This window comes from Kitasatospora sp. NPDC004614 (assembly GCF_042873675.1).
Classification (GTDB): domain Bacteria; phylum Actinomycetota; class Actinomycetes; order Streptomycetales; family Streptomycetaceae; genus Kitasatospora.
The window spans coordinates 539,674-562,950 of record NZ_JBIALR010000002.1 but is presented as its reverse complement, the minus strand read 5'-3'; the positions used below and the strand labels follow the sequence as shown (position 1 = coordinate 562,950).

19 protein-coding genes and 1 pseudogene are annotated in these 23,277 nt (G+C 73.5%); 3 read left to right on the top strand and 17 right to left on the bottom strand.

Annotation, left to right across the window (positions count from 1 at the left end):
- The first annotated feature begins 65 nt into the window (after positions 1-65).
- Positions 66-332: a hypothetical protein gene (locus ACFYST_RS08085; RefSeq protein WP_387860822.1), complete on the top strand. Its 267-nt coding sequence runs from the start codon at positions 66-68 to the stop codon at positions 330-332.
- 395 nt (positions 333-727) lie between these two features.
- On the opposite strand, the gene ACFYST_RS08080 is transcribed toward ACFYST_RS08085, so the two are convergent.
- The gene (locus ACFYST_RS08080) at positions 728-994 is read right to left on the bottom strand and encodes a GntR family transcriptional regulator (RefSeq protein WP_387860820.1); all 267 of its coding nucleotides are present in this window, start codon (positions 992-994) and stop codon (positions 728-730) included.
- A 170-nt stretch (positions 995-1,164) separates the two neighbouring features.
- Here ACFYST_RS08080 and ACFYST_RS08075 point away from each other — a divergent pair, with 170 nt between their 5' ends.
- The gene (locus ACFYST_RS08075) at positions 1,165-1,641 is read left to right on the top strand and encodes a hypothetical protein (RefSeq protein WP_387860819.1); all 477 of its coding nucleotides are present in this window, start codon (positions 1,165-1,167) and stop codon (positions 1,639-1,641) included.
- Here the strand turns inward: ACFYST_RS08075 and leuE are convergent.
- From leuE to bldG, 11 genes are all read right to left on the bottom strand, one after another.
- Positions 1,638-2,207 carry a leucine efflux protein LeuE gene (gene leuE, locus ACFYST_RS08070; protein WP_387861111.1) on the bottom strand — a complete coding sequence of 190 codons (570 nt, stop codon included), beginning with the start codon at positions 2,205-2,207 and terminating at the stop codon, positions 1,638-1,640. The genes ACFYST_RS08075 and leuE overlap by 4 nt on opposite strands.
- A gap of 191 nt (positions 2,208-2,398) precedes the next feature.
- On the bottom strand, positions 2,399-3,985 hold the full coding sequence (locus tag ACFYST_RS08065) for an alpha/beta hydrolase (protein WP_387860818.1): 1,587 nt from the start codon (positions 3,983-3,985) through the stop codon (positions 2,399-2,401).
- Between the two features lie 172 nt (positions 3,986-4,157).
- A complete protein-coding gene (locus ACFYST_RS08060; RefSeq protein WP_387860816.1) occupies positions 4,158-5,213 on the bottom strand; it encodes a hypothetical protein in 1,056 nt (351 codons plus the stop codon).
- 259 nt (positions 5,214-5,472) lie between these two features.
- On the bottom strand, positions 5,473-6,678 hold the full coding sequence (locus ACFYST_RS08055; protein WP_387860814.1) for a DNA polymerase III subunit delta': 1,206 nt from the start codon (positions 6,676-6,678) through the stop codon (positions 5,473-5,475).
- A 197-nt stretch (positions 6,679-6,875) separates the two neighbouring features.
- Positions 6,876-9,929 (bottom strand): dTMP kinase, encoded by a 3,054-nt coding sequence (gene tmk / locus ACFYST_RS08050; RefSeq protein WP_387860812.1) that lies wholly within the window; start codon positions 9,927-9,929, stop codon positions 6,876-6,878.
- Positions 9,930-10,007: 78 nt separating this feature from the next.
- Entirely contained in the window at positions 10,008-12,875 is a 2,868-nt protein-coding gene (topA, locus tag ACFYST_RS08045; protein ID WP_387860811.1) for a type I DNA topoisomerase, read from the bottom strand.
- 385 nt (positions 12,876-13,260) lie between these two features.
- The gene (locus ACFYST_RS08040) at positions 13,261-13,749 is read right to left on the bottom strand and encodes a DUF3592 domain-containing protein (protein WP_387639041.1); all 489 of its coding nucleotides are present in this window, start codon (positions 13,747-13,749) and stop codon (positions 13,261-13,263) included.
- A gap of 290 nt (positions 13,750-14,039) precedes the next feature.
- On the bottom strand, positions 14,040-15,566 hold the full coding sequence (locus tag ACFYST_RS08035) for a methyltransferase (protein ID WP_387860810.1): 1,527 nt from the start codon (positions 15,564-15,566) through the stop codon (positions 14,040-14,042).
- 66 nt (positions 15,567-15,632) lie between these two features.
- On the bottom strand, positions 15,633-16,376 hold the full coding sequence (locus tag ACFYST_RS08030; RefSeq protein WP_387860808.1) for a small secreted protein: 744 nt from the start codon (positions 16,374-16,376) through the stop codon (positions 15,633-15,635).
- A gap of 179 nt (positions 16,377-16,555) precedes the next feature.
- Complete coding sequence (locus ACFYST_RS08025) at positions 16,556-16,969, bottom strand: ATP-binding protein (RefSeq protein ID WP_387639049.1); 414 nt, start codon at positions 16,967-16,969, stop codon at positions 16,556-16,558.
- 155 nt (positions 16,970-17,124) lie between these two features.
- Positions 17,125-17,466, bottom strand: coding sequence for an anti-sigma factor antagonist BldG (bldG, locus tag ACFYST_RS08020; RefSeq protein WP_073807489.1), 342 nt, complete (start codon positions 17,464-17,466; stop codon positions 17,125-17,127).
- 223 nt (positions 17,467-17,689) lie between these two features.
- Between bldG and ACFYST_RS08015 the strand changes: the two genes are divergently transcribed.
- Positions 17,690-20,086 (top strand): DEAD/DEAH box helicase, encoded by a 2,397-nt coding sequence (locus ACFYST_RS08015; protein ID WP_387860806.1) that lies wholly within the window; start codon positions 17,690-17,692, stop codon positions 20,084-20,086.
- A gap of 102 nt (positions 20,087-20,188) precedes the next feature.
- On the opposite strand, the pseudogene ACFYST_RS08010 reads toward ACFYST_RS08015, so the two are convergent.
- The 5 genes and pseudogenes from ACFYST_RS08010 to ACFYST_RS07990 form a co-directional block, all read right to left on the bottom strand.
- Positions 20,189-20,413: pseudogene (locus ACFYST_RS08010) on the bottom strand (Rv3654c family TadE-like protein); the annotation flags it as partial.
- Positions 20,414-20,527: 114 nt separating this feature from the next.
- Positions 20,528-20,866: a TadE family type IV pilus minor pilin gene (locus ACFYST_RS08005; RefSeq protein WP_387860804.1), complete on the bottom strand. Its 339-nt coding sequence runs from the start codon at positions 20,864-20,866 to the stop codon at positions 20,528-20,530.
- 37 nt (positions 20,867-20,903) lie between these two features.
- Entirely contained in the window at positions 20,904-21,038 is a 135-nt protein-coding gene (locus ACFYST_RS08000; protein ID WP_387860802.1) for a DUF4244 domain-containing protein, read from the bottom strand.
- Between the two features lie 160 nt (positions 21,039-21,198).
- Entirely contained in the window at positions 21,199-21,987 is a 789-nt protein-coding gene (locus ACFYST_RS07995; protein WP_387860800.1) for a type II secretion system F family protein, read from the bottom strand.
- Between the two features lie 150 nt (positions 21,988-22,137).
- A complete protein-coding gene (locus ACFYST_RS07990; protein WP_387860799.1) occupies positions 22,138-23,256 on the bottom strand; it encodes a type II secretion system F family protein in 1,119 nt (372 codons plus the stop codon).
- Between the last annotated feature and the right edge of the window lie 21 nt (positions 23,257-23,277).

Here is a 23,277-nt window from a genome sequence, read left to right as displayed (position 1 = left end):
CCCCGCGCCCCTGCGGCGCCAGCCGTGCACCCGTGCGATGTCAACGAACGGAAGCTACTCACCCGATGGCCCATGAACCGAAGAGTGTCGAAGACCGCGCCGAATGGATCGCTGACGCCCTGCAACGACTACTCAAGCGTCCTGCGCTCATCAAGGAGATCGAGGGCGGCGGCCGTGAGGTCACGATCCGCATCGACCAGGACTCCGTACCAACGAACGCAATGACGCTGGCAGTAATTCGCATCCTCGGATGCGGCGACGACTACGGACACTCGAAGACTGCACGCTGGGAGCGCGTGTGGGCCAAGGTCTACCCGATCGAAGGAGATTGATGAGGTGCAACAGCAGTGACACCTACTCTCACCCCCGTCCCGCGCTTCGTCCGTGACGAACCCAGCCTGAAGTGGCAGGCGGTCAGCGCAGATAAAACCGGCGTGCTGGTCGCCGAGTCGAGCAACGGAGTGAGCCTCACCGTGGCCGTCGACTCCCGCCGTCGCGTGGTCGTCCTTGACCCGGACGCATGGGCGGACCTCTGTGACGCCATCAAGTCCGGCAAGCTGGATGAGCTGATCGGGGGGCGCATTTTGTGCAGCGACCCGAACCGGCCTCTGAACCCCGCGGCGCCCACGAGCGATCCCGCCTCCACCCTGCCGCCCGGGAGGCTCCTTAGCGCCGAGTCACCGGGCCAGGCGAGCCCCGTTCCGCTGGCCAGTCAGCCGGCCGAGACTCAGCCGTTCTCCGGCCCGGGTCGCTGCTCTGGCGGCACGACTGTCGATCCCTTGCCCCACCGGGTCGTAATCAATCCGGCGTCCTGAAGGGCCTTCAGGGCCCTTCTGACAGTACCCCGCGCCATGCCGAAGCGGGCAGCCAGCATGGTCTCGCTGGGAAACACCACACCATCGCCGTCGTAGTCACCGTTCCGGATCTCATTGGCCAGCTCGTACGCAGCCTCCATGTACGGCGGAGTACGACGGGCAGAAGGGGTCTCGGGCATGGGAGCAGCGTACGGAGGACAGCCTCTCACCTCCACTTGCACATGTAGACGTGTAGACAGGTGGACAACTTGTACGAGTGGTAATACGGTCGAGCCTCACAACAGAAAACAAGCCCCGCGAGCGACTGGCATCGCTCCGGGGCCATGGCCGAAGTCCAGGGAGACTCGACATGACCGACACTACCGTGCGGGCGCTGATTGCGTTCCTGCCCCTGCTGCTGGCCGGCTGGGCGGCCTGGGCGCTGTCCGCTGACCACGACAGGCCGAAGGGTCGCCACCGCGCCGGAGACCGACCGTTGAAGCCCTTCCTGATTGAGCTGCGCGGCCAGCGCCTCGACAGCTGGGCTCAAATTGAGCAGACGGGAACACCCAGTTCTACGCAGACCAACCCCCGACGGGTCACTGCCAGCCACCCCCGGCAGCAGGTGACGGAGCGAGTCAGGGCCCTTGAGGCACGCGCGGCAGACCGGGACGCAACCATCGAACTTCGGTTGCTGCCAAACGCGACGATTGAGGTCGTTCCCCGCTGGGTGCGCCGCTTCGAACAACAGCAGCAGGCCGCACGGCGAGCAGCGCTCGAAGCGGCTGCTGCGGGACTCCCGGACACGGGCTACACCTACCCGGGCGCTCACGCGCTCGCCAGCTAGCCACCGAGAGCAGCAAAGCCCCGGCCCTCACAGGCCGGGGCTTTGAGCTGTCGCGTATGGTCCACAACTTGACCATGGGTCAATGCAGTTGATGGGCCGATAGACAGTTGGGCATACAATCCTGTCTTACTCGGGATAACAAAGGAGAGCAGGAAGAGGATCGCCTTGGGGTTGAGCAGGCTTATGACCAGCGCGCGGCGGAACGGCCGCTCGGTGTCCTCGTCGGTGGGGTCGGCGGCGGAGGCGGTGGAGACGGCCGACCGCTCGCGCCACATCTGCCGGGCGGCGCGCAGCATGCCGAGGCCGATCCACAGCAGGTAGGCCGCGCCGCCGAACTTGACCACGGCGAAGACGGCGGGGTTGGCGCGCAGCAGGGAGGCCGCGCCGAGCGAGGTGAGGCTTATCAGGGTGAGGTCGCCGAGGAAGACGCCGCAGGCGGCGCGGTAGCCGGTGCGGACACCCTTGCGGGCGGCGACGGAGAGCACGTAGAGGGAGTTGGGTCCGGGCAGCAGGACGATGACCAGTGCGCCGAGGACGTAGGTGGTCAGGTCGTGGACGCCGAGCACTGCGGTCTCCAAGGTGTCCGGGAGGCAGGAACGCCGAAGGGGCTGCGCCATGTTAGCTCCAGCCCCTTCAGTCACATACGCCCCTGACAGAACCGTCCGTCATCCGGACAGAACGGACCCCGGCAGCGGACCCCGGCAGCGGATCGAGGACGGATCCGAGGACGGATCCCGCGACGGCTCCCGACAGACCGTCAGTCCTTGCAGACCTTCCCGTTGTCGGGCGCCGCCCCGCCGAGCAGGTACCGGTTCACCGCGTCGTCGATGCAGGTGTTGTGCCGCCCGTACGCGGTGTGCCCGTCGCCGTCATAGCTGAGCAGCCGCCCGGACTCCAGCTGCCCGGCCAGGGACTTGGCCCAGGCGTAGGGGGTGGCGGGGTCGCGGGTGGTGCCGACCACGACGATCGGGTCAGCACCGGCCGCGCGGACGGTGTGCGGGGCGCCGGTGGGCTTGACCGGCCAGTACGCGCAGCTGAGCGCCATCCAGGCCATGTCGCGGCCGAAGTGCGGCGCGGCCTTCTCGAAGTCCGGGAGTGCGGCGGTGACGGCCGCCGGGTCGGTGAACGAGGCCGGCAGGTCGAGGCAGTTGACGGCCATGTTGGCGTACATCAGGTTTTCGTACGTGCCGTCCTCGGAGCGGCTGTAGTACTCGTCGGCGAGCCGCAGCAGCCCGCTGCCGTTGCCGCCCTGCGCGGTGGCCAGGGCCGTGCGCAGGTGCGGCCACAGGGCCTCGGTGTACATCGCCTCGGCGACGCCGGTGAGCGCCTGGGCCTCGGTGAGCGGGCGGTTGGTGTCGGTGGGCATCGGCTGCGCGTCGAGCTTCTTGAACAGCGCGGTGAGCTGGTCGCCGGCCTCCTGCTCGGTGTGGCCGACGGGGCAGTCGTCGCGCTTGACGCAGTCCTTGGCGAACGCCGTCCACGCGGTCTCGAAGCCGCCGGCCTGGGTGAGGTTGCCGGTGCGGGCGTCCAGCGACGGGTCCATCGCGCCGTCCAGCACCACCTTGCCGACCTTGCTCGGGAACAGCCCCGCGTACGTGGCGCCGAGGAAGGTGCCGTACGACTTGCCGACGTAGTGGAGCTTCTGGTCGCCGACCAGTGCCCGCAGCATGTCCATGTCCCGGGCAGCCTCGACGGTGGAGACATGGGCGAGCAGTTCACCGGCCCTGGCCGAGCAGCCCGCCGCGAACTCCTTGTCGACGGCCACCAGGGCGTCGATCTCGGACCGGTCGTCGGGGGTGATGTCGGCGGCCGCGTAGGCGTCCATCCGGTCGTCGGCGAGGCAGGTCACCGGCGCGGACTTGCCGACGCCGCGCGGGTCGAAACCGACCAGGTCGTAGCTCGCCCGCACCCCGGGGTCGTAGCGCGACGCGATGGCCTGCACGTACTCGGTCGCCGAGCCGCCGGGGCCGCCGGGGTTGAGCATCAGCGAGCCCAGCCGGTGCGCCTTGTCGGTGGCGGGCTTGCGGATCGCGGACAGTTCCACGTCGTGGCCGTCGCCGGGGTGGGCGTAGTCCAGCGGCACCTTGAAGGTGGTGCACTCGAAGTCCGTGGTGCACGGCTTCCAGTTCAGCTGCTGCGCGTAGTAGGGCGCGAGGCCGGCCGGCAGGTCGGTGGGCAGCGGCTCCAGCGGGGTGGCGCCGTTCGCGGGAGCCGGGGCGGGCTGGCCGGGCGGGCCGCCCGCCGTGGGTGCCGGGTGGCCCGAGGTGCAGCCCGCCAGCAGCAGGGACGCGGCGGCGGCCAGCGCGGCGGCGGGCACGAGCCGGCGGGGCCGGGCGACTCTCATGAACGTGGGTCCTCTCCCCTGGAAGCGGGCCGACCCGGGAGCCGACCGTCCCGGCCGTCGCCGGAACACCCGAGCCTAGCGGCCGCAACCACCGCACCCGGGACGCCGCCCGGCCGCCACCTCGCCCGGCCGCCGGGCCCAAAATCCGATCACCACACTGACCAAATGCCCCTCAGGGCTTCGGCAGCTGCTCCGCCAGGTACTGCACCGCGACCCGCACCAACCGCATCCGTTCCCCGTCCGCCGAGAAGTCCTGGACGATGTCGGAGATCCGCACCTCCGCCCGCACCCCGGCGTCCCGCAGCGCCTCCCGCACCGCCCGGGCGGACTCCAGCCCGCCCGAGTCCCGCCTGGCCGCGGCCAGCAGCAGCCGCGCCGACGACCCGGCCGGCGCCTCGCCCGCGGCGCTCGCCAGCGCCCGCCCGTCGTACTGGCCGGACACCGCCGCGGCCGCCCCGTACAGGTCGGGTCTGGTCAGTCCGGCCGCAACCGCGCAGGGGGCGCCGTCGTCCACGCCCAGCACGGCCCAGCTGTCGGGGCCGGCCGGCCGGGTGCGGAAGACCGCGCCGACGGCCGCCCGCAGCGCCGCGTCGTCCGCGACCGCCTGCGGGGCGGCGGCCACCAGGTCGCAGGGGTGGCCGGTGCCGCTCGGGGCCTCGGGGGCGACCAGCACGAACGGGCGGGCCCTGCCCAGCTCGACGGCCGACGCCACGCCGTCGAACACGCCCGGCACGTCCTCGTCGGCGGTCCGCCCGGCCGTCCCGGAGTGCACCACGATCACCGGGAACCGGGCCGCCGGCTCCTCCTTGTACTCGGCGGGCAACCACACCCGCACCGCCCGCGGCCGCCCGTCCGGGCCGGGCACCTCGCCCTGCAGCAACTCGCCGCCCGCCGGACGGCTCACGTTGCTGAACAACGCCGGCACCGCCGGAGCCGACACCGGGGGCGCCGCCGGGACGGACCGCTCCGCGACGACCACCGCCCCCGCCTGCCGTACCGCCACCCGGCCGAAGCCCGCCCCCGGCAGCACCGCCACCCCGAGCGCGCTCACGCACATCAGGCACACCACCGCCGCCCCGGCCCGCACCAGCACCGGCCGCGCCTCCGCCGCCAGCTCGTACGTCTGCGCGGCCCGCAGGTCCCGCCAGCGCGACATCGCCGACCGGGCCAGCCAACCGCCCGCCACCGCAGCCACCAGCAACAACAGGAAGAGGAGCGATCGGGGCATGGGGGACGCACCACCTCGGGGAAGGACCGGCCGGACGCGGGCGCGTGGCCAGTGCACAGGGTGCAAGACCGCGCGCCCGCGGACCGCCGGGCGGTACGGGCGACTCCCCACCTTCACTCGAACGAGCTAACGGCAACGGCCCCCGAAGCCTTCAGCCCATGGCCACGGCAACCGAGCCCATCGCCACGGCAACCAAGTCCGTGGTCACGACAACCGAGTCCGTGGTCACGACAACCGGCCCCACAGCCACCACAGCAGCTCAGCCGGCCCGCAGCGCCACCGTCATCGCCTCGACCGCCAGCAGCGGGTCCACGTTCCGGTCCAGCGCCCGCCGGCAGGCCAGCACCGCCTCCATCCGGCGCAGCGTGTTCTCCGCCGCGCCCTCGCCGGCCACCCGCTGCACGGCCGTCCGCTGGTCCTCGTTGGCCAGCGCTCCGCCCGAGCCCAGTTGGATCGCCAGCACGTCCCGGTAGAAGCCCAGCAGGTCGCCGAGCGCCACGCCCAGCGTCTCCCGGCGGGTCCGGGTGGCCCGGCTCTTCTGCCGCTTCTCCAGATCCTTCACCGCGCCCGCCATGCCGCGCGGCGCCCGGCTGCCCTCGGCCGCGCCGTACGCGGCCCGCAGGTCGTCGGTCTCCTTGGCGTCCTGGGTCTCGGCCAGCGCCTCGGCGTCCGCCTTCGCGGTGTCGACCAGCCGCTGCGCGGCGGCCAGGCAGCCGCCCAGGTCCGCGACCTCCAGCGGGATCCGCAGCACCTCGGCGCGGCGGGCCCGGGCCTGCTCGTCCACCGCGAGCCGCCGGGACCGGTCGATGTCGCCCTGCCCGGCCAGCGCGGCCAGCCGGGCCGCCTCGGGCTCGACACCGTCTCGCTGGACCAGCATGTCGGCGACGGCCTCCGCGGGGGGCGTACGCAGCACCAGCAGCCGGCAGCGCGAGCGGATGGTCGGCAGCACGTCCTGCACGGACGGCGCGCACAGCAGCCACACCGTCCGCGGCGACGGCTCCTCGACGCCCTTCAGCAGCGCGTTCGCGGCCGCTTCGGTGAGGCGGTGCGCGGCGTCCACCAGGATCACCGACCAGCGGCCGCCGGTCGGGTAGCTCGATGCCCGCAGCACCAGGTCGCGCATGTCGCCGACGCCGATCGACAGGCCGTCGGTCCGCACCTGCTTGACGTCGGCGTGGCTGCCGGAGAGCACGGTGTGGCAGCCGTCGCAGAACCCGCAGCCGGGAGTCCCGCCCAGGTCCAGGTCCGGGCTGGTGCACTGGAGGGCCGCCGCGAAGGCCCGGGCGGCCGTCACCTGCCCCGCGCCGGGCGGTCCGGTGAACAGCCAGGCGTGCGTCATCAGCGAGGCGTTGCCCTCGGGGGCCTCCCCGCGGCCCGCCAGCACGGAGGCCCGGGCCGCCCGCGCGGCCGCCTGCAACTGTTCGACCACCCGGTCCTGTCCGACCAGGTCGTCCCACACACTCACGCCGCGCTCCTCCTCGCCCACACCGACCCGACGAGCCTAACGCCGCGCGGAGACACCGACGGCGACGCGGACCGCGCGGAGACACCGACGGCGACGCGGAGACCCCGACGGCGCCCCCGGACGCGGCGCGGGGAGCTGCGCGGCCGGTCCTGCGCCGCGCGGCTCCCCGCGTCCCTACCGAATCCTGCCGCCGGTGGTCAGTCCTTACGGCGGCGCCAGCCCCGCTTCGGCTGCTCGTCCTGCGCCGTCCCGGGGGCCTCGGCCTCCCAGCGGGCCCACTCCTCGCGGGAGCCGAGCAGGCTGTCGGTCAGGCTGGGCAGGTCGTCGAGCGGGGTCTCCTCCGCCCAGTCCGGCCGGGGCCGCAGCTCGCGGGTGCGGGAGGAGTCGTCCTCGTCGCGGAACAGCCCGGGCGGCACCTGCTTGGCCTCGGGCTTGGACCCCGGGTCCGACTTGGGCTTGGGCGCCGGCTCGGCCTTGGGCAGCACCGCGGTCTCGGCGTCCTCGACCTTCGGCAGCACCGCGGTCTCGTCGACCTTCGGCAGCACGGCGGTCTCGTCGATCACCGGCTTCGGCAGCTCCCGGGTGGTCTCGCTGTCGGACTCGGCGGCCGGCTCCTCGACCTTGGGGAGCACCGCGGTCCGGTCCGCCTCGGCCTCGGCGGCCTTCCGGGCCTCCTCCGCACGCTGCAGCGCCTCTTCGGCGCGCCGCCGCTGCTCCTCGCGCTGCAGGTCGCGCTGGCGCTGGAGTTCGGCGCGGGCGGCCTCCTCGGCGGCGGCCCGGCGGGCGGCGGCGGCCTCGGCGGCGAGGCGGGCCTGTTCGGCGGCCTGCCGTTCGGCCTCCTCCTCGGCCTTGCGGGCAGCTTCCTTCTCGGCGGCGAGCCGGGCTTCCTCGGCGGCCTTGCGCGCGGCCTCGGCCTCGGCGCGGGCGGCTTCCTCGGCGGCCAGGCGGTCCTTCTCGGCCTGCTCGGCGCGCAGTTCCTCGAGCAGCGCGAGGCGCTTGCGCTCGGCCTCCTCGGCGGCCTTGCGGGCTGCTTCGGCCTCGGCGGCCTTGCGGGCGGCCTCCTCGCGGGCCTTGCGCTCCTGCTCGGCCTTGGCGGCCTTCTCCTGGTCGGAGAGCGGCAGCTCGCGGTCGAGCCGGTGCCGGATGGCGGTGGTGACGGTGGCGGGCGTCTGGCTGCCGTCGACGACCAGGTAGCGGGCGGGGTCGGCGGCGGCCAGCGCCAGGAACCCGGAGCGGACCCGCTGGTGGAACTCGGTGGGCTCGGACTCCAGCCGGTCGAGCGCCTCGGTGAAACGATCCCGCGCGGCGGTGGGGTCGACGTCGAGGACGACGGTCAGGTCGGGCACCAGCCCGCCGGTGGCCCAGCGGGAGATCCGGGCGACCTCGGTGGCCGCCAGGTCGCGGCCGGCGCCCTGGTAGGCGATGGAGGAGTCCATGTAGCGGTCGGTGATGACGACGGCGCCGCGCTCCAGGGCCGGCCGGATCACGTTCTCGACGTGCTCGGCCCGGTCGGCGGCGTAGATCAGCGCCTCGGCGCGGTGCGACAGGCCGGTGTTGCCGACGTCCAGGACGAGGGCGCGCAGCCGCTGCCCGATCGGGGAGCCGCCGGGCTCGCGGGTGACGACGACCTCGTGGCCCTTGGCGCGGATCCATTCGGCGAGCGCCTGCGACTGGGTGGACTTGCCGGCGCCGTCGCCGCCCTCCAGGGCGATGAAGTAGCCCTTGCCGGCCACCCGGTGCGGTGCGGCCCCGGCGCCGCCGCGGACGGCCTGGACGAGTTCGCGGCCGAACGGGACCACGCCGCGCTGGTCGTCGGTCTTCAGCAGGACGACGGCGGCGAGCACCAGGGTGAGCAGTCCGGCGGTGGAGACGGCGAGCGCGGCGCCGCCGTGGATGAAGGTGAAGCTGCCGGTGCCGACGTGGCCGAGCGAGACCTCGCCGTAGGCGGCGGCCAGCAGCGGCATGCCGATCAGGGCGACGGCGACGACCACCCGCAGCACGGCGTACAGGTGCTCGGTGACCTTGCCGAGGCGGATCTCCTCGATCTCCTGGGCGAGCAGCCCGCGTCCGGTGGCGATGACCACGCCGGCGGCGAGGCCGGCCAGCACGGTGAACAGCAGCACCAGGACGAAGTCGAGGACCAGCCCGGCGAGGATCAGCGCCACACCGGCGGTGACCAGGCCGAGGGCGAGCAGCCGACGGCGGGACAGGCCCGGCAGGGTGGCGCGGCTGAGCCGGATGCCGACGGCGGGCGCGCCGGCGGCGGCGAGCACCACCAGGCCGTAGCCGATCGGGCCGGCCAGGTGCTCGGTGGCGGTGAGCAGTCCGAGCGCGGCGACGCCGGCCATCGAGGCGTAGGCGGCGGCGATCGAGAAGGTGAAGTACGGGGCGGAGCCGGTACGGCCCTTCTTCAGGGACGGGCCGGGCGTGGCATCGGTGGGCGCGCGCAGGCCCTGCAACGGGGAGCGCGGCGCGGTGTTGGCGCCGGCGGGCAGCTCCTGGAAGTACAGCAGCCCGGCGTTGACGGCGAACAGCACGGCGGCGCCGAGCGCGGCGACGGTGAGCTGGTGGCCGCGCAGCCAGTGCAGGCCGACCGCGGCGAGCACGTTGTTCAGCAGCGTGAAGCCGATCAGGCCGGTGGCGGCCAGCGGCAGGGCGGCCCAGCCGGTGCGCAGGTCGAGGGTGCGGACGGCGTCCAGCGAGGCGGCGGCGGGCGGGCCCGCCTGTTCGGGGACGGCCAGCAGCGCGGGGACGGCGGATTCCTTGCCGATGGTCCAGACCCGTTCGGCGGCGCCGGCCACGAACACCGAGCCGAGCAGCGCCCACGTGGCGGAGCTGGGCGACCAGACCACCCACCAGGGGGCGAGGCCGATCAGCAGGGCGCGGACCAGGTCCGCGCCGAGCAGGCTCCAGCGCCGGTCGATCCGACCGCCGACCAGGGCGTGCACCGGGCCGAGCAGGGCCGCCCCGAACAGGCCGGAGGCGAGCAGCCGGGCCGCGAACAGGGCGGCGACGGCCAGCGCGAGCGAGCGGTAGCCGTGCCCGAACTGCCCGCCGAGCACGGCGGCGACCACGGTGAGCGGAACGAGCACCAGAACGGACAGCCGGTCGGCGGCACCGCCGAGCAGCTGGGTGGTCCACAGCTTCCGGTAGGGCCGCAGCCGGAGCAGCGCGCGGGCCCGTTCACCGGGTGTCCCCGCGGGGGCGACCTGGGCGGCGCGTGCGGTGGGGGGCAGCTCCTCGCTCGTCATACCGTCAGCGTAGCGAGTGCGCGGCCCCGACCTTAACGGGCCCGCCCGGATTCGAACAGGCCCGTTACGCAGCGTCCGTCAGCTCTCCTCGGATGTGTTCTCCGCGGTGGCGGACTCCTTCGCCGCCGTCTTCTTCGCCGTGGTGGTCTTCTTCGCGGCCGCGGTCTTCTTCACCGCGGTGGTCTTCTTCGCCGCGGTCTTCTTGGCCGCCGTGGTCTTCTTCGCGGCCGTGGCGGTCTTCTTCGCCGGGGCCTTCTTGGCGGCCTTCTTCACCGGTCCGCGGGCGCGCTTCTCGGCGAGCAGCTCGAACGCCCGCTCCGGGGTGATGGTCTCGACCTCGTCGTCCTTGCGGAGCGTCGCGTTGGTCTCCCCGTCGGTGACGTACGGGCCGAACCGGCCGTCCTTGACCACCACCGGCTTCTCGCTGACCGGGTCGTTGCCGAGCTCCTTCAGCGGGGCGGCCGCGGCGGCCCGGCCGCGCTGCTTGGGCTGGGCATAGATGGCCAGCGCCTCGTCCAGGGTGATGCTGAGCAGCTGGTCCTCGCTGGTCAGCGACCGCGAGTCGGTGCCGCGCTTGAGATACGGGCCGTAGCGGCCGTTCTGCGCGGTGATCTCGTTGCCCTCGGGGTCGGTGCCGACCACCCGGGGCAGCGAGAGCAGGCGCAGCGCGTCCTCGAGCGTGACGGTGTCCAGGTCCATGGTCTTGAACAGCGACGCGGTGCGCGGCTTGACGGCGTTCTTGCCGGTCTTCGGGGTGCCCTCGGGGAGCACCTCGGTGACGTACGGGCCGTAGCGGCCAGCCTTGGCGACCAGCGGGTTGCCGCTGATCGGGTCGGTGCCGAGCTCGCGCTCGCCGCTGGGCTTGGCGAACAGCTCCTCGGCGAGCTCGACGGTCAGCTCGTCCGGCGGCAGCTCGTCGGGGACGTCGGCGCGCTGCTCGGGCTCGCCCTCGACGGCGGCCGGGCGGGTCACGTACGGGCCGAACCGGCCGACCCGGAGCACGATGCCGTCGCCGATCGGGAAGGAGCTGATCTCCCGGGCGTCGATCGCGCCGAGGTCGGTGACCAGTTCCTTCAGGCCGCCGAGGTGGTCGCCGTCGCCGTTGCCCGCGTCGGCGGCGCCGGCTGCGGCGGATCCGTTGGCCTCGCCCTCACCGAAGTAGAAGCGCTTGAGCCACGGCACGGACTCGGCCTGGCCGGCCGCGATCCGGTCGAGGTCGTCCTCCATCTTCGCGGTGAAGTCGTAGTCGACCAGCCGGCCGAAGTGCTTCTCCAGCAGGTTGACCACGGCGAAGGAGAGGAAGGAGGGCACCAGGGCGGTGCCCTTCTTGAAGACGTACTTCCGGTTGATGATCGTGTCGATGATCGACGCGTAGGTGGACGGGCGGCCGATCTCGCGGTCTTCCAGCTCCTTGACCAGCGAGGCCTCGGTGTAGCGGGCCGGCGGCTTGGTGGCGTGGCCCTCGGGGGTGAGCCGCTCGGCGGCCAGCGGGTCGCCCTCGGCGACCTGCGGCAGCCGGCGCTCGCGGTCGTCCAGCTCGGCGTTCGGGTCGTCGGCGCCCTCGACGTAGGCCTTCAGGAAGCCGTGGAAGGTGATGATCTTGCCGGAGGCGGAGAACTCGGCGTCCCGGCCGTCGGCGGAACGGCCGCCGACCTTGACGGTGACGGACTGGCCGACCGCGTCCTTCATCTGGGAGGCGACGGTGCGCATCCAGATCAGCTCGTACAGCCGGAAGTCGTCGCCGGACAGCCCGGTCTCGGCGGGCGTGCGGAACCGGTCGCCGGACGGGCGGATCGCCTCGTGCGCCTCCTGCGCGTTCTTCACCTTGGAGGCGTAGGTGCGCGGCGCGGACGGCAGGTAGTCGGCCCCGTACAGCTGGGTGACCTGCGCGCGGGCCGCGACGATCGCGGTCTCCGACAGCGTGGTCGAGTCGGTACGCATATAGGTGATGAAGCCGTTCTCGTACAGCTTCTGCGCGACCTGCATGGTCCGCTTGGCGCCGAAGCCCAGCTTGCGGCTGGCCTCTTGCTGCAGCGTGGTGGTGCGGAACGGCGCGTACGGGGAGCGGCGGTACGGCTTGGACTCGACGCTGCGGACGCTGAACGCGGTCTGCTCCAGCGCGGCGGCCAGCGTGCGGGCCGCCTGCTCGTCCAGGTGCAGGGTGTTCGCGGCGTTCTTCAGTCGGCCGTCGGTGCCGAAGTCGCGGCCGGTGGCGACCCGCTTGCCGTCGACGGAGACCAGCCGGGCGCCGAAGTTCTCGGGGTTGGCGGCGTCGGCGGCGGTGCGGCCGGTGGCGAAGGTGCCGACCAGGTCCCAGTAGGAGGCGGAGGTGAAGGCGATCCGCTCGCGCTCGCGCTCGACCACCAGGCGGGTGGCGACCGACTGGACGCGGCCCGCCGACAGCTTCGGCATGACCTTCTTCCACAGCACCGGGGAGACCTCGTAGCCGTAGAGGCGGTCCAGGATGCGGCGGGTCTCCTGCGCGTCGACCAGGCGCTTGTTCAGGTGGCGCGGGTTGCGCACGGCCTCCTGGATGGCGTCCTTGGTGATCTCGTGGAAGACCATCCGGTGCACCGGCACCTTCGGCTTCAGCACCTCCTGCAGGTGCCAGGCGATCGCCTCGCCCTCGCGGTCCTCATCGGTGGCCAGGAAGAGCTCGTCGGACTCCTTGAGCAGCGACTTCAGCTTGGTGACCTGGGACTTCTTGTCCGGGTTGACCACGTAGATCGGCGCGAAGTCGTGGTCCACGTCGACCCCGAGGCGGCGCACCTCGCCGGTGTACTCGTCCGGAACCTCGGCGGCCGTGCCGGGCAGGTCGCGGATGTGACCGACACTGGCCTCGACGATGTAGCCGGGGCCGAGGTAGCCCTTGATCGTCTTGGCCTTGGCCGGCGACTCGACGATGACGAGTCGCTTGCCGTGCGCGGTCTCGCTGCTCGGGGACACCTTCGCTCTTCTCTCCCGGTCGTAAACCAAAGCTCCTGGGCTGTCGCACCGCGACGGTCCCACCAGCGGAGTGTGACCGTACCCTGGCCACCCTTGTCAAACGGACGGATGCCGCTTTTTCACCGGCAAGGCCGACCGACGCCACTCGAACGGTAACCCGATGGCCGCTCTTCGGGCATGTCTTTCCGGGGCAAACAGGCCTTCCACCGGGCCCGGACCGGCGCGTCCACGGGCGGTCCGGGCGGGTTTCCGCACACTCCGGGCACCGCGGAAAGCGGACCGGACGGCGGGAGAAAAGAGGAGCGGAACAGTGCGCTCCGTAATCGGGCGGGGCCCTCGCGGCGCAGGGTGGAGTCAGCGCAGGGCGAGCGCGAGCAGGGTGGGGTCAGCGCAGGGCGAGCGCGAGCAGGGACAGGCCACCCGCCAGCGCCGAGGTGCCGAGCAGCGCCCAGAACAGGTCGGCGGGCAGCGAGGGCAGTTCCTGGCGCGCGGCCAGCACCACCCGCTCCGGCCGCCTCGGGTCGTACGCGACCTGAACGGCCGCACCGGCGGCCAGCTGCGGCGGGCGGCGCAGCGGCGTGTGCCCGCGCGGACGGGCCAGCACCAGGTGTCCCAGCGGATCGGGGTGCAGTTCGTGAACGGTACCGAGCCCGGCCTCGACGAACCCGTCGGCGGTGTCCACGGAGTAGGAGAGCAGCGGGCTGCTGTCCATCGCGTCGGTCCGGTCCCGGTCGGCGACCACCTGGGCGGTGGCGGGCACGCCGTACCGGCGCAGACGGTGGCGAAGGCGCAGTTCCACGGCGCACCACAGCAGCAGCGCGCTCCCGAAGACCACCAGGACCGCCCCGCCCACCAGCGTCGTCGGCGTCTCCACCAGGTCCTCCCCCGCACTGCCCACAGCCTGTGGACAGCACCCTGGCACCCGGTGGACAACCTGCGGCGGACTCCCGGCGTCCGAGGGGCCACACCCGGGGAACGCCCGGGTGAACACGGCCGCCGGCCGGGGCCTTCGGTGTCCAACGCGGCCGGACCGCACAGGTCACCCGAAGCACCGACCACGCGGACGCGTCATGCCGATACTTCAGGTGACCAATGTCACCGCCCGGACAACGACCGGTTCGGGCCCGGCCGGCTCCGCTCAGGGCCGGTTCAGCCTCGGCCGGTTCAGCGGACCGGCTCGATGAACCCCTGCTCGGTGAGCAGCCGCAGCGACTCGGGCACCCGGGCCCGCAGCTGCGCCGCGTCCTCGCCGAGCAGCTGGGCGATCGCGTCGACGATCTCCCCGGCGGCCAGCGTGCCGTCGCAGACGCCGACGAAGCCCGCGCCGACGGTGTCCACCTTGGTGGCGCGCCGCATGCCCCGGTTGTGACGGAGCACCACGTGCTCGGGGTCCTCGGAGCCGGGTGCGCCGATCTGCTCCTGCACCACCTCGTCGGCGAGCAGGTAGCGGGCGGCCAGCAGCCCGGCGTCGTCGTGGCCGCGCAGGAAGTCCTGGCGGGCGAACCACTCCTCGATGTGCGGGCCGAGCGGCTGCTCCACCGGGTGCGGCCACTCCTCGATCCGCACCACCGGGTCGGCCGCGCCGGACGCCCGCAGGGTGATCCAGCCGAAGCCGATGCCCTCCACGCCGGCCGCCTCGAAGCTGTCCAGCCACTCCTCGTACCGGGTGCGGTACTCGTCGCCGCGGTGGTCGCCGCCGTCGCGCAGCCACAGTTCGGCGTACTGGGCGACGTCCTGCACCTCGCGCTGCACCACCCAGGCATCCAAGCCGGTGCCGGCCACCCAGCCGGCCAGCCGGTCGCGCCAGTCCTCGCCCTTGACGTGCTGCCAGTTCGCCAGCAGCTGGCAGTAGCCGCCGGGCTCCAGGTGGTCGGCGGCGCCGCGCACCACGCTGCGGCACAGCTCGTCGCCGGCCATCCCGCCGTCCCGGTAGGTGAACCGGCCGGCCGGGGAGATCACGAACGGCGGGTTGGAGACGATCAGGTCGAAGCGCCGCTCGCCGATCGGCTCGTACAGGCTGCCCTCGGCGGTGGTGACGTTGTCGAAGCCGGACAGCGCGGCGGTCAGCCGGGTGAAGTGCAGGGCGCGCGGGTTGAGGTCGGTGGCGGTGACCCGCTGGGCGTGCCGGGCCGCGTGCAGCGCCTGCACACCGGAGCCGGAGCCCAGGTCCAGCACCTCGCGGACCGGGCGGCGCACCGTCAGGTTGGCCAGCGTGGTGGACGCGCCGCCCACCCCGAGCACCAGGTCGCGGCGCTCGACGCCGGCGTCCGTCCGCCCGGAGCCGATGCCGCCCGCGCCGCCGACGGCGCAGCCGAGGTCGGACACCACCCAGGCGTCCGCGCTGGGCAGGCCGGCCACCTCGTCGGCGTACGGCCGCACGTCCACGGTGGCGCGCAGCTCGGCGCCGTCGCGCACCAGCCAGCCGTCGGTCAGCAGGCCCTCGACGGGCAGGGCGGCCGCGGCGGCGGCCTCCGGCACCGGCTGTTGCAGCAGGAACAGCCGCACCAGGGTCTCCAGCGGCGAGCCGCCGCGGGTCGCCCGCAGCGCCGGGACGGCCTCGCTGCGGGCCAGCGCCGCGTACGCGGCCGGGCCGAGCAGGTCGAGCAATCCATCGGCGGTGAAGGAGGCCTTCAGCAGCGCCTCCCGCAGTTCCGCCGTCCGGGCGGTATCAAGAACGGGGCTGTTCGTCACCCCGCCATTCTCCCCCGTCCACCGGCGCGGCCCGTCCACCGCACCCGGCGACGGGCCGACCGGTCGTCAGCTCTTGCTCGGCGAAGCCGATCCGGCGCCCTGGTCGGGCGCCCCCGAGGACGGCGCGCCGGATGACGGGGCACCGTTGCCGCCGGGCGACGCGGACCCGGACGGGTTGGCGCTGCCGGACGGGTTGGCGCTGCCGGACGGGTTGGCGCCGGACGACGGGTTGGCGCTGGCGGACGGGTCGGCGGCGGGTGCGCCGGCGCCGGCCGCCTTGCAGCCGGGCTGCTTCTTGATCGCGTCGCCGAGGTCGCCGCTCTGCAGGGTGGCGAGCGCGCCGGTGGAGACCTGGGACAGGCGCTGCACCTGGTCGCCGACGCTGCGCAGGCCGTCCGCGAACTTGGCCTGATCGGCGTTGGTCAGCCCGTCCAGCTTCTTCTGCGCGTCCAGGTAGCCCTGGGCGACCTGCTTCAGCTCGTTGACGGCGTCCTGCTGGACCTTCGCCCCGTTGTCGATCTTCGGCACGCCGGCCTTGTCCACCGCGTCCGCCAACTGCTGGTTGGTGGTGGCCAGCGCGGCCAGGTCGGTGGACAGCCGCTTCTGCAGGTCGACGGGGGACTCGCCGTCCTTGACGTTCCCGGTGTCGGCGAGCGCCGCCCGGGACTGCGAGATCGGGTCCCGCGCGGCATCGCAGACGTTCTTCGCCCAGCCGTCGAGCTTTTTCGCCGAATCGTCGGCGGAACAGCCGACGGCGGCGAGCGCGAGCAGCGCGCCGAGCGTGGAGACGGTGACCAGTCGCTTCTTCACCGGGGCCCTTTCGGTCGCTGACACCCGGTCCCGGGCATCGACCAGCGAACCTACACGGCCACCCGCCCCCGGCTGCGCGGAAGGCTGCGGCCAGCGACATCCGGGCAGCTCAGCGGGCCCGGCCCGGCGCAGGGCTCCAGGCGGGAGCGCGCGGACGGGTCTCAGGCGTCGGGCGGGTCTCAGGCGTCGGCGTCGGGCGGGGCGACCGACCAGCTCATCCGGATCACACCGCCGTCGTCGCCGTTGCCGACCTCGACGTCCTCGACCAGGCCGGTGATGACCGCCAGGCCGAGCGCGTCCTCGTCCTCGGAGCCGCCGCCCGCGGCACCGGCGGCGTGCGCCGGGCCGGCCTCGTCGGCGACCTCGATGAGAAAACGCTTCTCCTGCTCGATCAACGCGACCCGGACCGCCCCGTCGACGCCGTTGCGCTGGTGCAGCGCCACCGCGCGGGAGCAGGCCTCGCCCACCGCGAGCCGCAACTCGTCGAGCACCGACTCGTCCACCCCCGCACGTCTGGCCACCGCGGCGGCCACCAAACGGGCGGTCCGCACGTGCTCGGGCAGTGCGCTGAATCGAAGTTCGACGGTTGCCATGTCTCCCCTCCGGGGTTGCTCCCCACCGCCGGGCACACCGGCCCGCACGGCGGAGGCGGGAACACCGACCGCGCCGGCCGGGCAGGGCGCAGTGCCCGGCCGACCGGCGTCGGTCGATCGAGAAGATTCGGTTGGAACGGCGGACCGACGGAAGGTCAGTCGGTCGCCGCGACGGCGTCGTCCACCGAGTTGTGGATCGGGAACACCTTGGTCAGACCGGTGATCCGGAAGATCTTCAGGATGCGCTCCTGGTTGCACACCAGGCGCAGCGAACCCTCGTGCGCGCGCACCCGCTTCAGGCCACCGACCAGCACACCGAGGCCGGTGGAGTCGAGGAAGTCCACGCCCTCCATGTCCACGACCAAGTGGTAGTTGCCGTCGTTGACGAGCTCGACAAGCTGCTCGCGCAGCTTGGGGGCGGTGTACACATCGATCTCGCCGCCAACCTCGACGACCGTGCGATCGCCGACAGTACGGGTCGACAGGGACAGGTCCACGGAACCTCCAGCACCTTGCCTTGCTACGTCATTGCGATCTTCAGCCCCACGGCTGCGACCACGTGGTCGCAGGCCCAGGGCGCGGCAAACCGGCAGGTCGGAGCCTCGGTTTCTGCGGCCCTCGGCCATGCGGCCGTCACGGGCTTCATTCAACCACTTGCGACCATGGGCGCACGATGGTTAACAGCGATTCTCCGTCACGCCGGTGACACACTGGGTCTTCATGCCGCCCCGTCACCACCAGCCCGAGGCCCTGCTCGCGACGCTTTCCACCGAGCGCGGCAGGTCGGATCGCCTCACCCATACGGAGCAATTGCCCGCACGCGAGGCGCGCTATGCGCCTTGGCCGGAAGGAATCCGTCAGGAGGTGGTCGCGGCCGCCGCCCAGCTCGGTGTGCTGCTGCCCTGGGCGCACCAGGCCGAGGCGATGGACCTGGCCGCGGCCGGGCGGACCACCGTGATCGCGACCGGTACCGCCTCGGGCAAGTCGCTGGGCTATCTGGCCCCCGTGCTGAGCGACCTGCTGACCGGCACCGAGGCCCGCAACGGGCGCGGCGCCACCGCGCTGTACCTCGCCCCCACCAAGGCGCTGGCCGCCGACCAGCGCCGGCGCGCCGCCGAACTCGTCCCCGACCGGGTCCGGGTGGCGCTCTACGACGGCGACACGCCCCCGCAGGAGCGCGAGTGGGTCCGCCAGTACGCGTCGTACGTGCTGACCAACCCCGACATGCTGCACCGCGGCATACTCCCCGCCCACCCACGCTGGTCGTCCTTCCTGAAGGCGCTGAAGTACGTGGTGATCGACGAGTGCCACACCTACCGCGGGGTGTTCGGCTCGCACGTCGCCCAGGTACTGCGCCGGCTGCGGCGGTTGTGCGCCCGCTACGGCGCGTCGCCGACCTTCCTGCTGGCCTCCGCCACCACCGCCGAGCCGGCCGTCACCGCGCAGCGGCTCACCGGCCTGCCCGCGACCGCCGTCACCGAGGACTGCTCGCCACGCGGCCCGATGGTGTTCGCGCTGTGGGAGCCGCCGCTGACCGAGAACGTCGGCGAGCACGGCGCGCCCGTCCGCCGCTCCGCCACCGCCGAGGCCGGCTACCTGCTCACCGACCTGGTCCACGGCGGCACCCGGACGGTGGTCTTCGTCCGCTCCCGCCGGGCCGCCGAACTGGTCGCCCTGCAGGCCCAAGAGCAGCTCGGCCAACCGCTCGCCGCCCGGGTCGCCGCCTACCGCGGCGGCTACCTGGCCGAGGAGCGGCGGGCCCTGGAGCGCGACCTGCACACCGGGCGCCTGCTCGGTCTGGCGTCCACCTCCGCACTGGAACTCGGCGTGGACGTCTCCGGCCTGGACGCCGTCCTGCTGGCCGGCTACCCCGGCACCCGGGCCTCGCTCTGGCAGCAGGCCGGACGCGCCGGACGCGAGGGCCAGGGCGCGCTGGCGGTGCTCATCGCCCGCGACGACCCGCTGGACACCTATCTCGTTCACCACCCCGACGCGCTGTTCGCCACCCCCGTCGAGGCGACCGTCCTCGACCCCGACAACCCGCACGTGCTCGCCCCGCACCTGTGCGCCGCCGCCGCGGAACTCCCGCTCACCGACGCCGACCTGGAACTGTTCGGCCCGTCCAGCAAGCCGCTGCTCCCGATACTGGAGCGACGCGGCCTGCTGCGCCGCCGGAGCGACGGCTCCTGGTACTGGACCCGCCGGGAGCGCGCCGTGGACGGCGTGGACCTGCGCGGCAGCGGCGGCAGCCCCGTGCAGATCGTCGAGGCGGACACCGGACGGCTGCTCGGCACCGTGGACGCGGAGGCCGCGCACACCACCGTGCACACCGGCGCCGTCCACCTGCACCAGGGACGTACCTATCTGGTCCGGGAGTTCGACCTGGAGTCCTCGGTCGCACTGGTCTCCCCCGCGAATCCGCCGTACACCACCTCCGCTCGGGACGTCACCTCGATCTCGATCCTCTCCACCGACACCACCGAGGAGTGGGGCGAGGCCCGGCTCAGCCTCGGCTCGGTCGAGGTGGTCAACCAGGTCGTCGGCTACCTGCGCAAGCGGATCTCCACTGGCGAGATCCTCGGCGAGAGCAAGCTCGACCTGCCGCCCCGCACCCTGCGCACCCGCGCCGTCTGGTGGTCCGTCACCGAGGACCAACTCCTCGACGCGACCATCCCGTTCGACCAGCTCCCCGGCGCGGCCCATGCCGCCGAACACGCCTCGATCGGCCTCCTTCCACTGTTCGCCACCTGCGACCGCTGGGACATCGGGGGCGTCTCCGTACCGCTGCACCCCGACACCGGCCTCCCCACGGTCTTCGTCTACGACGGTCATTCCGGCGGCGCGGGCTTCGCCGAACGCGGCTTCCGCCGCGCGGTGGAGTGGCTGACCGCCACCCGGGACGCCATCGCCGCCTGCGAGTGCGACCGCGGTTGCCCGTCCTGCGTCCAGTCCCCCAAGTGCGGCAACGGCAACGATCCCCTCGACAAGGCCGCCGCTATCCGCCTGCTCACCACCCTCCTCGCCCACGCTCCCGACCGGCCGGACAGCACCGACACTCTCGGCCCCTCCGACGCCCCCGATGCCTCCGGCGACGGCGCGGCCGGCCCGCTCGACTGACGGCCCGTCCGTTTCGGCGGCGTTGTCGCCCCAGGCCCACAGCGGGCCGGCCCGGGAACGGGCTCGGGCCGGCCCGAGCGGGACGGGCAGGCCCCGGATCGGGACCTGGACGACCACCTCCACCGCGTCCCGGTCCGGCAGGACGCGGCAGGAGACGAGATCGGCTCGCTCCTGGGCCCGGGTCAGTTCGACTGCCCGGCCACAGCCGCCGTCCGGGTCGAGCAGTAGGCGGTCGGCGGCGGCCAGCGCGGCCAGGTCGGCCGCCGACTCGGCACGGTGGCGGGCGACCACGACCTGACCCACCATCAGGCAGGCCGAGAAAACCACCACGCCCAGCAGGCCCAGCGCGACCAGCCACACCGTCGCCGACCCACGGTCGGACGCGGCGGCCTCGGCAGGCAGACGGTGTCGCTCTCGCACGGCAGTTACCTCCTCTCGACTTCAGCTTTCGTCGGTCAGCACGTCCTCGCGGGCGCTCACCGCGGTGGCGGTGAGGCGGACCGACAGGAGGGCGGCGAGGCGGCCTGGGCCCGGGCAGGGGGCCTCGACGGTGACCCGGGCAGTGGTCGCGTCCAGCGCGACGGCAACCTTCGCGCCCTCCGGGGCGGCTGCCGCGGCAATCGCTGCCGCGTCGCCGTCCCCGCGGGCGGCGGCCCGGGCGCCCGCCCGGGCCGCGTCCACACAGCGGATCTGGGCACCGGCGGCAACCACTCCCCAGATCAGCATCGCCGCGAGCAGCACCAGGGCAGGCAGGGCCACCGCTGTCTCGGCGGTGACCATCCCCGAGTCCGGCGCCCTCGTGCGGCCGGCCCGGCGCTCACGCCGCATGCAGGGCGCGATCGAGGATCTCCGACAGCGCGCCGGAGACCGTGCCACTGGTCACCACCTTGTAGAGCACCGCCGCGAAGGCACACGCCGCCACCGTGCCGATCGCGTATTCGGCCGTACTCATCCCGGCGTCCGGCGGCCCCTCCGCCATCGTTCGGTACCGGTGGCGCAGCCAGCCGCCGATTCTGCGGGTGGCGCGCACTGCGAGCGCCGGCCGGACAGGCGGGGAGAGAGTCATCATCGGTGAAATCCCTTCGTTGGAGTGGAAATTCGGCAGGTACGGATCAGAGCCGCTGGGAGAAGGTGCCGGTCAGGCCCATCACCACTGGCACGACGCCGATCAGCACGAACGCGGGCAGGAAGCAGAGCCCGAGCGGTGCGGTCGCCAGGACGCCGGCCCGGCGGACCCTCGCGTGCGCCGCCCGTGCGGCCGCCGCCCGCTGGGACTGTGCGAGGCCGGCGAGCGCGGTGGCCGGTGGTGCGCCGCTGAGGGTGGTGCGGGCCAGGCAGCGGGCGAGCGGGGCCATCGGTGGGCAGTCGGTGGCCAGTTGCTCCCAGCAACGCTCCGGGGAGGCACCGAGGGAGAGCTGGGCCGCGATGCCGGACAGGCGCTCCCGCATCGGGGACGGGACGCTCTCCGCGACCGCGAAGGCCGCTCCGGCCGGGGAACCGCTCGAACCGAGACAAGCCGCCAGCAGGTCTGCGGTCAGCGGCAGTTGACGGACCAGCCAGTCATGCTCGGCGGTCCGCCGCCGCTCGCCGGGCGACCGAATCCTGGGCAGCGACCGCCACCCCGCCCAGCCCGCCACCAAACCGACCACCGGGCCCGCCCAGCCGCCGACCAGGACGGCGGCGGACACCCCGAGCAGCACGGCCAGCGGCCGGTCGCCCGCCACCCAGCGGATCGCCCGTCGTACGGCATCCCCGCCCCGGCCACCCCGCCCATCCCGCGCGGGGACGGCCGCCACTGCTGGGACGCAGCGCCCGACCCTGCGCCGGATCGCCCGCCCTCGCACCACCGCCAGTGCCTCGCCGGCCAGGCCCACGGCGGCCACCGGCACCAGGATCACCATGGCGCCCACCTCACCTCCATCGAAACCTCCACCAGAACCTCCATCGACGCCTCCGTCGACTCGAACTCGGATCATTCGTCGACCAGTTGGCGCGCCTCCCCACGCCGTCCGGTGGGTCACCCCGGCTCCGGACCGGGCCACCGGACCCGTTCACTCCCACCGGTCCGCCCGGACGGCCGGCTGGTCCCCCGCGAGGGGCGATGCGGCGGCAAGCCACTGGTCCTGCCGGGATCGGGAGATCCCACACCCGGAAGCCACCGCCCGGACCGAGTCGGACCGCGACTCGGACCGAACCTCGGGCTGAACCTCAGGCCGGATCGGACGGGGCCCGGCCGGGGCGTCCTCGGCTGCCCGGACGATCCGGGCGGTCCAGGCGATGCCGGCGGCCTCCAGGACAGCCCCAGCGAGCAGGCTGAGCAGGCCCGCCGGGGTGTGCAGTAGGACCTGCGCCGGGTGGGCGCCGAGCGCGCTGCCCAGCCCCATGCCCACGGCGGGCAGGGCGGCCAGCACGATCACGGTGGTGCGTGGACCTGCGAGTTCGCCCGCGATCTCCTCCGCGAGCGCCCGCTCGGCGCGCAGCGCGTCCGCGACCTGCTCCAGGCCGAACGCCAGCCCCGTACCGCTCTCGGTGCTGACCCGCCAGCAAGCCGCGACGGCCGCCGCGCCCTCCCCGCCGGGCAGTTCGGCCACCTGCCCGAGGGCTGCGGGCAGGTCCGCCCCGTAGCGGCCGGCGGCCAGCCGGGCAGTCGGCTCGGGGCCGAGGCGACCGGCCCAGTCGGGGGCGGCCCTGGAGACCACCGAGTGCATGGCCTGTTCGGGTGTCGCGCCGCTGCGCAGTTCGGCCGCCAGGCCCGCGCACAGGTCGATCACAGCCGCGGCCCGTCGCCGCGCCGCCCGACCCGCGGCGTACCGCGCACGCCATCTGCGGAGCGGAACCACCGCACAGGCCGCCCCGATCAACGGCAGCACCGAGGCGGTGCTCTGCCCGGCTGCCGCCCCGGCAGGGAGCAGCAGCAGTTCGGGCACCAGCCAGCGCGGTCGCCGTCGCCGCCATCCCGCCCGAATCCGGGCGAGCCGACCGTCCGGCACCCGATGCCCGTTCAGCATCCGCCGCAGCCGCCCGTCACCACGCTGCCGGTGCCGGGCCGCCGCCAGCCAGACCGCCCCGAGCAACGCCACGCCGAGCCCGGCGACCGCACCGAGCAAAGCTGCCGCGCCGGCGGCGCCGGCCGACGCCATCGCCGCCAGGGCCCCGAACTCCCCTGCCATCACGACCTCCTGACCTCGGAG

Excerpts from the sequence above, each read along its gene's own strand:
- ACFYST_RS08085 (WP_387860822.1), top strand. The coding sequence starts at position 66 with ATGGCCCATGAACCGAAGAGTGTCGAAGACCGCGCCGAATGGATCGCT.
- ACFYST_RS08080 (WP_387860820.1), bottom strand. The coding sequence starts at position 994 with ATGCCCGAGACCCCTTCTGCCCGTCGTACTCCGCCGTACATGGAGGCT.
- ACFYST_RS08075 (WP_387860819.1), top strand. The coding sequence starts at position 1,165 with ATGACCGACACTACCGTGCGGGCGCTGATTGCGTTCCTGCCCCTGCTG.
- ACFYST_RS08065 (WP_387860818.1), bottom strand. The coding sequence starts at position 3,985 with ATGAGAGTCGCCCGGCCCCGCCGGCTCGTGCCCGCCGCCGCGCTGGCC.
- ACFYST_RS08060 (WP_387860816.1), bottom strand. The coding sequence starts at position 5,213 with ATGCCCCGATCGCTCCTCTTCCTGTTGTTGCTGGTGGCTGCGGTGGCG.
- tmk (WP_387860812.1), bottom strand. The coding sequence starts at position 9,929 with ATGACGAGCGAGGAGCTGCCCCCCACCGCACGCGCCGCCCAGGTCGCC.
- ACFYST_RS08025 (WP_387639049.1), bottom strand. The coding sequence starts at position 16,969 with ATGGCAACCGTCGAACTTCGATTCAGCGCACTGCCCGAGCACGTGCGG.
- ACFYST_RS08015 (WP_387860806.1), top strand. The coding sequence starts at position 17,690 with ATGCCGCCCCGTCACCACCAGCCCGAGGCCCTGCTCGCGACGCTTTCC.
- ACFYST_RS08005 (WP_387860804.1), bottom strand. The coding sequence starts at position 20,866 with ATGGTCACCGCCGAGACAGCGGTGGCCCTGCCTGCCCTGGTGCTGCTC.
- ACFYST_RS08000 (WP_387860802.1), bottom strand. The coding sequence starts at position 21,038 with ATGAGTACGGCCGAATACGCGATCGGCACGGTGGCGGCGTGTGCCTTC.
- ACFYST_RS07995 (WP_387860800.1), bottom strand. The coding sequence starts at position 21,987 with ATGGTGATCCTGGTGCCGGTGGCCGCCGTGGGCCTGGCCGGCGAGGCA.
- ACFYST_RS07990 (WP_387860799.1), bottom strand. The coding sequence starts at position 23,256 with ATGGCAGGGGAGTTCGGGGCCCTGGCGGCGATGGCGTCGGCCGGCGCC.